The sequence below is a fragment of the Salinarchaeum chitinilyticum genome (genome assembly GCF_055390775.1).
Genome location: NZ_AP043888.1, coordinates 740776 through 753583, shown reverse-complemented (window position 1 = coordinate 753583; position 12808 = coordinate 740776). Strand labels below are relative to the sequence as shown.

At 64.9% G+C, this 12808-nt stretch carries 12 protein-coding genes and 1 pseudogene; 11 read left to right on the top strand and 2 right to left on the bottom strand.

Annotation, left to right across the window (positions count from 1 at the left end):
• Nucleotides 1-231: 231 nt before the first annotated feature.
• The 8 genes from ACZ5KP_RS03670 (at nucleotide 232) to ACZ5KP_RS03635 (ending at nucleotide 9052) form a co-directional block, all read left to right on the top strand.
• Nucleotides 232-498 (top strand): NADH-quinone oxidoreductase subunit J, encoded by a 267-nt coding sequence (locus ACZ5KP_RS03670; RefSeq protein ID WP_460920007.1) that lies wholly within the window; start codon nucleotides 232-234, stop codon nucleotides 496-498.
• Between the two features lie 85 nt (nucleotides 499-583).
• Nucleotides 584-904 (top strand): proton-conducting membrane transporter, encoded by a 321-nt coding sequence (locus ACZ5KP_RS03665; protein ID WP_460920006.1) that lies wholly within the window; start codon nucleotides 584-586, stop codon nucleotides 902-904.
• Complete coding sequence (nuoK, locus tag ACZ5KP_RS03660; RefSeq protein WP_460920004.1) at nucleotides 901-1206, top strand: NADH-quinone oxidoreductase subunit NuoK; 306 nt, start codon at nucleotides 901-903, stop codon at nucleotides 1204-1206. Before ACZ5KP_RS03665 ends, nuoK begins: the two co-directional genes overlap by 4 nt.
• 1 nt (nucleotide 1207) lies before the next feature.
• A complete protein-coding gene (nuoL, locus tag ACZ5KP_RS03655; protein ID WP_460920002.1) occupies nucleotides 1208-3283 on the top strand; it encodes an NADH-quinone oxidoreductase subunit L in 2076 nt (691 codons plus the stop codon).
• Nucleotides 3280-4833, top strand: coding sequence for a complex I subunit 4 family protein (locus tag ACZ5KP_RS03650; protein ID WP_460920000.1), 1554 nt, complete (start codon nucleotides 3280-3282; stop codon nucleotides 4831-4833). Before nuoL ends, ACZ5KP_RS03650 begins: the two co-directional genes overlap by 4 nt.
• Nucleotides 4834-6342 (top strand): NADH-quinone oxidoreductase subunit N, encoded by a 1509-nt coding sequence (locus tag ACZ5KP_RS03645; RefSeq protein WP_460919998.1) that lies wholly within the window; start codon nucleotides 4834-4836, stop codon nucleotides 6340-6342.
• A gap of 202 nt (nucleotides 6343-6544) precedes the next feature.
• Nucleotides 6545-7498: a bifunctional 2-dehydro-3-deoxygluconokinase/2-dehydro-3-deoxygalactonokinase gene (gene kdgK1, locus ACZ5KP_RS03640; RefSeq protein ID WP_460919996.1), complete on the top strand. Its 954-nt coding sequence runs from the start codon at nucleotides 6545-6547 to the stop codon at nucleotides 7496-7498.
• Nucleotides 7499-7573: 75 nt separating this feature from the next.
• Nucleotides 7574-9052, top strand: a complete 1479-nt coding sequence (locus tag ACZ5KP_RS03635) for a PKD domain-containing protein (RefSeq protein WP_460919994.1) — start codon at nucleotides 7574-7576, stop codon at nucleotides 9050-9052.
• Here ACZ5KP_RS03635 and ACZ5KP_RS03630 read toward each other — a convergent pair whose 3' ends face one another.
• Nucleotides 9053-10297: an outer membrane protein assembly factor BamB family protein gene (locus ACZ5KP_RS03630; protein ID WP_460919992.1), complete on the bottom strand. Its 1245-nt coding sequence runs from the start codon at nucleotides 10295-10297 to the stop codon at nucleotides 9053-9055.
• 198 nt (nucleotides 10298-10495) lie between these two features.
• Between ACZ5KP_RS03630 and ACZ5KP_RS03625 the strand changes: the two genes are divergently transcribed.
• The 3 genes from ACZ5KP_RS03625 to ACZ5KP_RS03615 are packed head-to-tail and all read left to right on the top strand — an operon-like array spanning nucleotide 10496 to nucleotide 11895.
• On the top strand, nucleotides 10496-10678 hold the full coding sequence (locus tag ACZ5KP_RS03625; RefSeq protein WP_460919990.1) for a DUF5786 family protein: 183 nt from the start codon (nucleotides 10496-10498) through the stop codon (nucleotides 10676-10678).
• Nucleotides 10678-11262: an endonuclease dU gene (locus ACZ5KP_RS03620; RefSeq protein ID WP_460919988.1), complete on the top strand. Its 585-nt coding sequence runs from the start codon at nucleotides 10678-10680 to the stop codon at nucleotides 11260-11262. Before ACZ5KP_RS03625 ends, ACZ5KP_RS03620 begins: the two co-directional genes overlap by 1 nt.
• Nucleotides 11263-11289: 27 nt before the next feature.
• Complete coding sequence (locus tag ACZ5KP_RS03615; RefSeq protein WP_460919986.1) at nucleotides 11290-11895, top strand: uracil-DNA glycosylase; 606 nt, start codon at nucleotides 11290-11292, stop codon at nucleotides 11893-11895.
• An 85-nt stretch (nucleotides 11896-11980) separates the two neighbouring features.
• Here ACZ5KP_RS03615 and thiD read toward each other — a convergent pair.
• Nucleotides 11981-12781: pseudogene (gene thiD, locus ACZ5KP_RS03610) on the bottom strand (bifunctional hydroxymethylpyrimidine kinase/phosphomethylpyrimidine kinase); the annotation flags it as partial.
• Between the last annotated feature and the right edge of the window lie 27 nt (nucleotides 12782-12808).

Below are 12808 nucleotides of genomic sequence, written 5' to 3'. Positions count from 1 at the left end.
TCGCTGCCCAATTCATTCCGCAACTACATGATTTCCCTAGTAGTCCCGTAGCGCATACCAGCTACTCCAGAATGACGTACCAGCCCGGTAGCGCCCGAGAACCGCGCGAAACCCTCTCTTGTCATACCGTTCGCTCCCGCGTCGATCCCGAACCCGTTCGCCCACATACGCTCACGCGCTCGCGCGACCGTCTCGAAATGTTGAAAGGGGCGCCAGAACGACGTTGCACCAATGGTACTCGATACGATCGCGTTCGTGCTGCTCGCCATCGTCCTGGTGGGGAGCAGCCTCGGCGCCGTCACGGTGCGCGACGTCTGGCACGCGGCATTGTTGCTCGGCGTGTCGCTCGTGACCGTCGCGGCGCTGTACGTGACATTAGCGGCGGAGTTCCTCGCCGCCATCCAGGTGCTCGTCTACGTGGGCGGCGTGCTCATCCTGATCACGTTCGCCGTCATGCTCACCAGGCGGGGGGAGGACAACGAGGAGGTGTCGGCATGAGTACACCGGCACCTGTCGCCGCCAATACTGGGGGTCGGGGATCGAGCGCTAACCAACTGCGGGCTGTGACCACGGGGGATTCGCGATGAGCAAGTCGACGTTCAAGGTCGGCAGCCACATGCTCCCGGGCCTTGTGGCCGTCGCGCTGTTCGCGGTGATGGCCTGGGTCTTCCTCGGTGCGTCATTCGGTGACGCCGCGGGTTTCCCCGGCGGCGCGAGCATGGTCGACACGATCGGCTACGCGCTGCTCGACGCCAACCCGACGGAGATCCCCTCCGAAGGGTTCCTGGCGGCGTTGATCATCATCGCGCTGGTGCTGGACGCGGCGCTCGACGGTGCGATCCACCTCGCGCGCCGCGATGACGAGTCCGAGGCCGTCGACGCCACGGGAGGTGAGGAGGCGTGACGGTTCCGGTCGAGTGGTATCTCGTCCTCTCCGCGGCCGTGTTCTGCATCGGGATCTTCGGGATCCTCACGCGAGACAACGCGCTGATCTTCCTGATCTCCGTCGAGTTGATGCTCAACGCAGCGAACATCAACCTGATCGCGTTCTCCCAGTACTACGGCAACGCGACGGGGCAGGTGTTCGCCCTGTTCACGATCGGGCTCGCTGCCGCGGAGGTCGCGATCGGGATCGGTATCATTCTGGTGTTGACCCGGAACTTCGGTGAAGCCGACGTGACGCTGCCAACGGAGATGAGGTGGTAAGATGGTGAACGCATTCGATCTCGTGCCGCTGATCGCTGCGCTGCCCTTCCTGTCGTTCGTGGTCGCAGTCACCGCCGGTCGGTGGCTGCCCAAGGAGGGTGCACTTCCCGGCGTCGCCGCGACGGCGGGCTCGCTCGTCCTGTCGCTGTGGGCGTTCCTGACGGTGCGCTCCTCTGGCGCCCACTACGAGAACAACCTCTACACCTGGATCGACGCCGGGAGCTTCGAGTTGACCTTCGGCGTTCTGGTGGATCCGCTCTCCTCGATGATGCTCGTCATCGTCTCGCTGGTGGCTTTCCTCGTCCACGTCTTCTCGATGGGCTACATGAACGACGACGAGCTCCACCGCGAGAAGGGCGGCTTCCCGCGGTACTACGCCGGGCTCGGGCTCTTCTCCGCGAGCATGCTCGCGTTCGTCTTCTCGAGCAACCTGCTGATGGCGTTCATGTTCTTCGAGCTCGTCGGCCTCTGCTCGTGGATCCTGATCGGCTTCTGGTTCCGCGAGGAGGCACCGCCGAGCGCGGCGAAGAAGGCGTTCCTCGTCACCCGTTTCGGGGACTACTTCTTCCTCGTCGGCGTCGTCGGTATTCTCGTGACGTTCGGCACCGCCGGCTTCGCCGACGGCGGCTTCCCGCAGATCGCTTCGCACTTCCTCGAGACCGGTGAGGGCGCCGACCACATCTGGGTGCCGGGCGACCTCGACACGCAGACCTGGTTCTCGATCCTCGGACTGCTCGTGCTGGGTGGCGTGATCGGCAAGTCCGCGCAGTTCCCGCTGCATACCTGGCTGCCCGACGCGATGGAGGGCCCGACGCCCGTCTCCGCGCTCATCCACGCCGCGACGATGGTCGCAGCGGGCGTCTACCTCGTCGCGCGGATGTTCGGCTTCTACGCCGGCCTGCCGACGGTGCTCGCGATCATCGCGTTCATCGGCGGCTTCACGGCGCTGTTCGCGGCGTCGATGGGCGTCGTGAAGGACGACATCAAGCAGGTGCTCGCGTACTCGACGATCTCGCAGTACGGCTATATGATGCTCGCGCTCGGTGTGGGCGGCTACGTCGCCGCGAGCTTCCACCTGCTGAACCACGCCTTCTTCAAGGCGCTCCTGTTCCTCGGCGCGGGCGCGGTGATCGTCGCCACGCACCACCATCAGGATATGTGGAAACTCGGCGGGCTCAAACGCGAGATGCCCGTCACGTACTACACGTTCCTCGCAGGGTCGCTCGCGCTCGCTGGCATCATTCCGTTCTCCGGCTTCTGGTCGAAGGACGAGGTGCTCTACGACGCCCTGCTGATCGGCCTCGAACAGCCCCTCTTCCTCGCGGCGTACGGCATGGGGCTGCTCGCCGTCTTCCTCACCGGGTTCTACACCTTCCGGATGGTGTTCCTCACCTTCCACGGTGAGCCACGCAGCGAGCACGCGCGGAACCCCGAGCCGCTCCGCTGGAACACCAAGGGGCCGCTCGCGGTGCTGGGCGTTCTCGCCGCGGTGACGGGACTCATCAACATGAAGCCCGTCGCGGAGCTGATCGGCAACCACGACATCCTCTACCTCGAGAACTGGCTCGACAGCGGAACGGCCGCTAGCGGGGGAGACTGGATGGGCGCGCTCACCTACCACCACTACGGCGATCTCGTCCACAACGTCGCGGGCCTCCACGAGGGCTCCCCGCCGCCGTCCGCCGAGCTGGCACCGATCGTGTTCGGCGCCGTCTCGCTCAGCCTCGCACTCGGGGGCGCACTGCTCGCGAAGTCGATCTACGACGTGCCCGAGCCCGAGCGGATGACCGACCGGCTCGGTCCCGTGGGTCGGGTCGTCCAGCGGAACTACTACCTGGACGAGTTCCAGGTCTGGCTGGCGACGGGCGTCACCGAGCCCGTCGCCCGCGCGAGTAACACGTTCGACCAGGGGATCATCGACGGTGCCGTCAATGCGACGAGCAGCGTGAGCCTGTTCTCGGGCGAGCGCGTGCGCCGGATCCAGTCGGGCGTCGTCACGAACTACGTCGTCGTCATTGTCATGAGTCTGATCGTCTTCGTCGTCGCCGTCGGTATCGTCGGGGGGTGGTTCCTGTGATCATCGAAGCGCTGCTCGCGGTGACGCTACTCGGCGGGATCGCGGTGCTGTTGGCGCCGGATCGTCTCGCCGGCAAGCTGGCCTTCGGCGTCAGCATCGGCCCGCTGCTGGGGAGTCTCTGGATGTTCTGGCAGTTCGACGGCAGCGGCAACCTGATGTTCGACTCGGCGGCCAAGAGCTTCGAGTCGTCGCTGTCGGGGACGACGCTGCTCTCGATGGGCCCCTGGGACGTCCAGTGGCTCGCGGCCGTCGACGGCATCAGTCTGCCGCTGGTCGTGCTCTCGACGATCCTGACGACGCTCGCGATCGTCTCCGCGTGGACGCCGATCGACGAGCGCCAGTCGCAGTTCTACGCGCTCGTCCTCTTCATGGAGGCGGCGCTGATCGGCGTGTTCACTGCCCTGGACTTCTTCGTCTGGTTCGTCTTCTGGGAAGGCGTCCTCGTGCCGATGGTCCTGCTGATCGGCGTCTGGGGCGGCCCCCGTCGGAAGTACGCCGCGATCAAGTTCCTCGTCTACACGAACGTCGCGAGCGCGGTGCTGTTCGTCGGGTTCCTCGGCCTGCTCGCGGGGCTCGACGGGTCGATCACCTCGTTCGCGTTGCCCGAGATCTCACAAGCGATCCACGCGGGCGAGCTCGAGGGCGTCGGTCCGTTCAGCCCGGAGGAGTTGGCGACCGTCGCGTTCTTCGCGATGTTCGCAGGCTTCGCGGTGAAGGTCCCGATCGTGCCGGTCCACACCTGGCTGCCCGACGCTCACGTCGAGGCGCCGACGCCGGTGTCGGTGCTGCTGGCCGGCGTCCTGCTGAAGATGGGGACGTACGCGCTGCTCCGGTTCAACTTCACGATGCTTCCCGAGGTCGCTGCCGCGAACGCGGAGCTGATCGCGGCGATCGCCGTGATCTCGATCCTCTACGGCGCGATGCTCGCGCTCGCCCAGCGCGACCTCAAGCGCATCGTCGCGTACTCCTCCGTCTCCTCGATGGGGTACGTCCTCCTCGGCCTGATCGCCTACACCGTCTACGGCGTCGGTGGCGCGACCTTCCAGATGTTATCCCACGGTCTCATCTCGGGCCTGTTGTTCATGACCGTCGGCGTGATCTACAACACGACGCACACGCGCATGGTCGGTGACATGTCCGGACTGGCGGATCGGATGCCGATCGCCTCGTGGGTGTTCGTCGCGGGTGCCTTCGGCTACATGGGCCTCCCGCTCATGTCCGGGTTCGCCGCGGAGCTGTTCGTGTTCATCGGCGCCTTCGGTGCTGCAGGACTGCAGTACTCGCCGATCTTCACCGCGCTCGCGATGTTCGGCATCGTCATCGTGGCGGGCTACCTGCTCTCCGCGATGCAGAAATCGCTGTTCGGGCCGTTCGAACTCGCGACCGACTACGAGATCGGCCGAGCGCCGTTCCACGACGTCGCGCCGCTGTTCGTCCTGCTGGGCCTGATCGTCCTGCTGGGCGTGGCACCCGACGTCGTCTTCGACATGGTCGAGAGCGCGACGCAGCCGATCGTCGACGCTGCCGCGGAGAACGGGGGTGGTGCCTGAATGGCACTCGATACGCTGGGTGGTGAGGACTGGTTCCTCCACCTCGCGCCCGCACTCCTGATGATCGCGACGGCGCTCGTGCTGTTCGGCGTCGACGCGCTCGACCCCGACTCCACGAACCACCGTGCAGTCTTCGGCGTGACGCTCGCCGGTACGCTCGCCGCGATGGGCTCGGCCGTCGCGCTTCTCTTCGGCATGGGGCCGGAGCTGGGCACGACGCTCTTCGCCGACCAGCTGGTCGCCGACGAGGCGAGCCTGCTGTTCACGCTGATCGTGACGAGCGTCACGGCAATGGTCGTCCTCGGGAGCTACGACTACCTCGAGGACGTTCCGGACAAGGGCGAGTTCTACTCGCTCACGCTGCTCGCGGCGACGGGGATGGTGCTGATGGCGCACGCGAACTCCCTGGCGACGGTCTTCGTCGCCCTGGAGCTGGCGAGCCTGCCGTCCTACGCGCTCGTCTCCTTCCTGACCCACAACCGCGGGAGCGTCGAGGGCGGGCTGAAGTACTTCCTGATCGGCGCGCTCTCCTCGGCGATCTTCGTCTACGGGATCAGCCTCGTCTACGCCGCGACGGGCTCGCTACTGCTCACCGACGTCGGTACCGCCGTCACGGAGGGCGTCGACCAGACCGGCGTGCTCGGTCTCGGCGTCCTGCTGATGGTCGCCGGCTTTGGGTTCAAGATCGCGAGCGTCCCGTTCCACTTCTGGGCGCCCGACGCGTACGAGGGCGCACCCGCACCGATCTCCGGGTTCGTCTCCTCGGCGTCGAAGGCGGCCGGGTTCCTGATCGCGTTCCGCGTCTTCACCACCGCGTTCCCGCTCGGACCGATGCAGGACGCGGGCATCGACTGGGTGTTCGTCTTCGGCATCCTCGCCGTCCTCACGATGCTCCTGGGGAACCTCGCTGCGGCGACCCAGGACGAGGTCAAGCGCATGCTCGCTTATTCCTCGATCGCCCACGCCGGCTACGTGCTAATCGCGCTGGCCGCGCTGAAAGACGGCGGCGCGCACAACGACTGGGTGCTCGCCGGCGGGATGCTCCACCTGTTCGTCTACGGGTTCATGAATACCGGCGCGTTCCTGTTCGTCGCCCTTGCCGAGCACTGGGACGTCGGCCGGACGTTCGAGGACTACGCCGGGCTCGGCGAGGAGGCGCCGGTCGCCTCCGCCGCGGTGACGGTGCTCCTGTTCAGCCTCGCTGGCCTGCCGGTCGGTGGCGGGTTCTGGAGCAAGTTCATGCTGTTCGGTGGTGCCATCCAGAACGGGTTCTGGTGGTTCGCGGCGATCGGCCTGGCCGCGAGCGCGCTCTCCCTGTTCTACTACTGGCGGCTCGTCCGCGCGCTGTGGATCGACGAGCCGACGGACGGCGGCCACGAACTCGACGGGACGCCGACCGGGCTGTACGTCGCAGTGCTCGTCGCAGCGCTCGTGACGGTCGGGCTGCTGGTCGGCGTCGGGCCGGTCGCAGACGTCGCCTCGGACGCGGCGAGCAACCTCGTTGGCTGATCGGCAGCTCGTTTTTTCCGACCCGGCTTCTCCAGGCCTCAGCTACAGCAGCGTTCAGCCCGCTGCTGGACTCCGATCGCGTCCCTCGATCGACCCCCGGAGCTGCCGGTGTCGTCAGCCTCCGACGACGACCGCCGGGACTTATTAGCCGGCCTGCCGATGCCCAGAGCATGACAGGAGCCGCTGCAGGAGGGCGATCGCCGTGAGCGACCTCGTAACGTTCGGGGAGACGATGCTGCGCCTCTCGGCGCCCCAGGGCGAGCGCCTCGAACGGACCGAGGAACTCGAGGTGTACGTCGGCGGCGCGGAGTCCAACACCGCGATCGCGGCCGAACGCCTCGGCGCGGTCTCGACGTGGCTCTCGGCGCTCCCGGACTCACCGCTGGGCCGCCGAGTCGCCTCGGAGCTGCACAGCCACGGCATCGACACCGAGATCGTCTGGGACGAGGACGGTCGCCAGGGGCTGTACTTCCTCGAACACGGCGGCGAGCCCCGCGGCACGAACGTCGTCTACGACCGTGCAGACGCACCGATCGCCAGCGTCGGTGCCGACGAGTTCGATCCGACGGTGTTCGAGGACGCCCGCCTCTTCTACACCAGCGGGATCACGCCAGCGCTCTCCGAGCAAGCACGGGAGACGACCTACCACCTGCTCCAGGGCGCACGGGAGGCTGGCCTCCGGACGGCGATGGACGTGAACTACCGATCGAAGCTCTGGAGTCCCGAGGCAGCCCGTTCGACGCTGACGAAGCTCTTCCCCGCGCTGGACGTGCTCTTCGTCGCAATCCGGGACGCCAAGGAGGTGCTCGGGTACGAGGGCAACCCGACGGAGCTCGCCAACCACCTCATCGCGGAGTACGACCTCCAGACCGTCGTCGTGACCCGCGGCGAGCACGGCGCGCTTGCGATTCACGACGGCGTCGTCCACGAGCACGACGTCTACGAGGCCGACACCTACGATCCGATCGGGACTGGCGACGCTTTCGTCGGGGCCTTCCTCGCACGCCGGCTCTCCGGCGACGACGTCGGCCGTGCGCTCGAGTACGCGGCTGCGACCGCCTCCTACAAGCGCACGATTGCTGGCGACGTCGCCTCGGTCACGAAGACCGAAGTCGAGGAGCTCATCGAGAGCGGCGCCGAGGACGTTTCGCGGTAACTACTCCCCGGGCCATCCCCGGTACTGCGTCCGCTTTTTCCTCTCGCAGTTCTGTTGCGATCCGAACACGTTTTTATGCGATGCCGAGATAGTATCGTACAAGAACCGATGCAACAAACTCGTCGATTGCTCTGCGCGTGCCTGGCGATCGGTTGCCTGCTGAGTGCAGTTCCCGTGAGCGTCGCTGCGCCCGCTGCGACGACCGAGAGTGAACCGCCGGAACCTCCACAGGCAGTCGCGGGCCTGGACCAGACGGTGGAGCGGAACGCGTCGGTGCTGCTCGACGCGACGCAGTCGTTCTCGCCGGATGGCGAGCTGGTCGCCTACGACTGGCATATCACGACGCCGACGGGGGGCAACGTCGATCCGACGTGTGACTCGTCGGACTGCGGGCTCGCTCACTTCCGCGCGTCGGAACTTGGAGAGTACGCGGTGACCGTCACGGTGACCGACGACGCCGGCCAGGAAGCCTCCGACACGCTCTACGTGACGGTGGTTCCAGAGGGTGACTTCGGCGTGGAGCTGACCGGGCCACCGGGCGCCTCCGGTGGCGACGAAGTGAACCTGACGACGACCATTAGCCCCGGTGCGTCGGTCGTCGAGAACGTGACGTGGTACCGCGGCGAGCAGGAGATCGCCAACCGGAGCGTGCCGGAGCTCGGCGGCGTGTCCAATCAATCGGCGTTGATCGTGCCTGGGGCGACCTACCGCGCTGTCGTCGCGGATCAGTGGAACCAGACGGTGAGCGACACGTGGAGCGCGCCGGGAAGTCCCGGTAGCTGGACGCCGGACACGCCGAGCGGTGACGAGTATCCACGGATCGAGGGGCCAGCGGTGGTGACGGGGGCACCCGACGCAAAGACGAGTGATGGATGGGAGTATCAGGGCGTTAGTTACACCGTTCAGTCGAGCGAGCGCGGCGAGGTAACGGATAGCGTGTGGGTGGTCGACAACGGGGAGATGGACGATTTCAGTACGAAGGATACGCTGGCCGATCTAACGTTGCTGCCCGGCGTGAACGTGGTGACGGCGAATCTGGACCTAGAACTCGAGCAACTCGGAACGTTCGCCGAGAAGAACGGTGAGAACACGACCGCGGTATTCCGTACGAATACGACGCTGGAAACCGAGACGGTGCTGAATCAGCACGTGGTCGTCGATCCTGCGCCGGAATTTGACTATGTGGTATTTAACCAATTTGATGATAGTTTAACCGTTCGTTACAGGATTTCTGACCCATATAATCCCGCTTCGTCGGTAGAAATATTCGTTGGTGGGGATATTGTCGTTGATCGTGCAATATCAGATATTGATGGTTATAATAACGAATATATTAACGTAGCGGACGACTATGGGAAAACGAGCGTCACGATTCAGGTCGAGGACGGCCGTGGGCAAACCGCTGTTCGAACCAAATCAATAACTTTGCCCCCGCCTCCGTCAGATTCACCGTCGCCTTCGGCAGATACGTCTCCGGGTTCACGGGCGTCGACGATGCCGGCAGAGCAATCGGCCTCGGCCGGCACTTCGCCTCCTTCTTCAAAACTCGATTAATTACAATATTGCATAAGCACGTACTTTCCCGTCAATTGATGTGGAATAGTACGTATTCATCGCGTATGCCATCGAATGGTACGTGGTAAATACGCCATCAACGTCCCACTGCTGTGAACCTGTTTCTTTATCAAGTGAACAAACACATCTGTCTGGCGAATTTGCGTATACGAACGAATTACCAACGACCATCGGTCTTTGTCCGGGAAAGAATATCCCCTGATTCTTCCAGTTTAATGAGCCATCTTCGAGATTTATTGCTTGAACATCCCCCATTGAACTCTCGTTCCACGTAAAACAGTAGACTGTCTCCCCAGCGACCGTTGGTGTTCCTGCGACAGTTCCCTCTGTCTCATAGTGCCAGAGCGTCTCGCCTTCGATATCGAAGGCGTGCACCCCCTCTTCGCTGCCACCGAAGAGCATCCCGTCTTTCGCTGCCAGCGACGTCGTAATCGGTTTTTCAGTCTGGACCGCTGTTCGGAGATAGCCCGACTCGAGGTTTACTTTCGCGATTGGCCCATGCTCGCGGTTCAGCCCAGGTGAGACTTTGACGTACGCTTCACCGTCGAGGACTGCCGGTATCCCGAGAACACTGGCGCCGACCGCCGAACTCGTGGCCGTCCAGCGTTCGTCACCACTCTGGGCCTCGACGGCGTTGAGCGTGGTTACGCCGTCGGTGAACAGAACGACGTCGCCGCTGACAGTCAGGTCGCGCGGTTCGCCCTCTGGCGAGTACGTCCATTGCTGCGATCCGTCCTCTCGGGCGAGGGCGGTGAGGCCCTTGGAATGGGGCAGGAGAAGGAGATCCTCTTTGATTGTCGGGCTGGCTGATGCATTTACCCCGGCAAGCGCCTTCGACCAGAGAATCTCACCGTCTTCGATCGCGTACGCTGTTCCCTCAGCGTTGAGCGTATACACCGTCTCATTCGCGACGACCGGACTGGCATTGATTGAGTCACCCACATTGACACTCCACAGCTCTTCGACGTCCTCTGTCGGTGGCGACGCGTCGACGGAGCCAGTATTCTGGGCGTCGTACTGGTACATCGGCCAGCGCTCGACCGTTGATGGCTTCGATTCGCCATCGCCGTCTGAATTCGTTCCGTTCGGGGAGGTGCCATTTGGGCCGTCGGTAGCGTTCCCACCATCTCCACCAATCGATCCGTCGATACAGCCAGCGACGGCGATCGAACCGAGTGCGACGCCGGAGCGGAGGACTGCTCGACGACTGGGGGCATCGGGCATGCCAACGCCATTGGCTGATGGCAGTAAATAAATTCCGCAATGCGAGAGGGGATAAAATGGGTCGCTGTTCGACTGCTCGTCGACATCGAGTTCTCCATTCCGAAAACTGGGAGTGACGTGACCGTTCGTCCGCCGCCCGACAACTCCAACAATCTGCCGTGGAATTTATTGGCCTGAGGCGGGTAGTATGAAACGAACATGGGGTTCGGTAGCTACGACGAATCCGAGCAAGGGAACCAGGAGATCGACACCGATCTCGACGAGGAGAACGTAGCCAGCGGGGAGACGGACCACGACGGGGACGTCGAGTTCGAGATCGGCGCGTCGAACGACGAACTCATCGATCGCCTCTCGGACATCAAGGAACAGGACGCCAACTGATGAAATCCGGCGTTCGGGCACTGGGCGTCGCGGAATCTTACGCCCCGGACGCCGAAGCGAGCACGCTCGCGGGCGTGGTCTATCGCGGTGACCACGTCGTGGACGGCTGCGTTTTCGGACGCTGTACGGTCGGCGGCACCGACGTCACCGAGTCAGTGGCGACGCTCTGGGATCGGCTCGAGCGGGAGGACGTTCCTTACGTGCTGGTCGCGGGCATCGCACTCGCGTGGTACAACGTTCTCGATCCTGTGGAGCTCGCCGATCGGATCGAACGGCCCGTCGTCGCCGTGACGTTCGAGGAGAGTGATGGGCTCGAGGACGCGCTTGCAGCGGCTTTCGAGGGGGAAGCGCTCGCGGATCGGTTAGCGCGGTACGAGGCCCTGTCGGAACGCCACGCGACGTCGATCGACGGTCACGATCTCTACTACCGGACTGGCGGGATCGATGCGGCGGCCGCCGCGGAGCTACTCGAAACGTTCGTCGCCGAGGGAGGACGCCCGGAGCCCCTTCGCGTCGCCAGGCTCGTCGCACGTGCCGCAGACGATTTCGCGCGGCCCTCACGCGATCGATCACCCGGGAACTGAAATCCCCCAGTGGCGTAGCTCCGGTCGATGGACGACATCGACGACGGCTCGATGGACGGCCTCACGGTCACGGCCTGCGAGCGGTGTCCCGAACTCGTGGACTCCCGCAGCCGGATCGTCGACGGCGTCGGTCCCGACGACGCCGACCTCTGCTTCGTCGGGGAGGCTCCGGGTGCCCAAGAGGACGAGGAGGGCGAGCCGTTCGTCGGACGGAGCGGCGGGGTACTCGACGAGGCGTTGCGCGACGTCGGGCTCGCGCGATCGGACGTGCGAATCACGAACTGCGTTCGCTGTCGGCCCCCGGACAATCGCGACCCACGGAACCAGGAGCTGGCGAACTGCAAGGGCTACCTCGAACGTGAACTCGCACTGGTCGATCCCGAGGTCCTCGTCACGCTCGGAAAGGTCCCGGCCGAGCATCTCCTCGAGCGCGACGTGGCGATCACGGCGGAAGCCGGCGACATCGTCGAGGCGACGATCGGCGATCGTCGACAGCGCATCCTGCTGTCGGTCCACCCCGCGGCGACGCTGTACGACCGGAGCCAGCGCGAGCCCTTCGAGGAGACGATCGAGCGTGCCGCCTCCCTCGCCGGGGAGGACGTCGGCGACCAGTCCCGGATCGGGGAGTTCTGAACTGACGGTTCTCTCTCTCTCTCTCTCTCTCTCGATTCGTTTCTGCTGGCCCAGGTCAGTCCACCCGGTCGCCGTCGGTCCGTGCGCGCACGTCGACGAGGTGGTTCACCGCACCCGGTCCCCGTCCCACGTCGTAGTGATGGGCGACGGCGCGTTCGAGAAACGCCGTCCCCGCTTCGACGGCCGCCGGGAGCGGTTCTCCCCGAGCGAGTGACGCGGCGATCGCAGCGGAGAGCGCACAGCCGGATCCGTGTGTCGCGTCGGTGTTCACCCGTTCGTGCTCGAAGACGTGCGTCTCGGCAGGCGTGACCAGCACGTCGCGGATGGGGTCGCTCTCGACGTGCCCGCCCTTGACGAGCGCGGCGTCGACGCCGAACTCGAGGAGAGCCTCTCCGGCCGTTTCGGCGGACTCGACGTCGGTGACCTCGACGTCGGTGAGGACAGCGGTCTCGTCGGCGTTCGGCGTTACGAGGGTGGCCTCGCCGATCAGCTGTTCGTACGCGGCTTCGGCGGCTGGTTCGAGCAGCCGATCGCCGCTCGTGGCGACCATGACGGGATCGACGACCGCTGGTGCGTCGAGGTCACCGATGCGCTGGGCGACAAGCTCGACGATCGGCGTCGTTGCGAGCATCCCGGTCTTGATCGCGCCGAGATCGGAGTCGTCGACGACGGCCTCGAACTGTGCTTCGACGACGTCGGCGTCGAGGACGTGACTGCGATCGACGCCGCGGGTGTTCTGGGCCGTGACAGCGGTGATCGCGGTCGTCCCGTAGACACCGTGGGCGGCCATCGTCTGGAGGTCGGCCTGAATTCCAGCGCCGCCTCCGGAGTCGCTACCGGCGATCGAGAGTGCGACCGGCGGCGTCGTCGGCGTCGGTTCTCGCATAATCGGGTGGTAACAGCGGGTCGTACT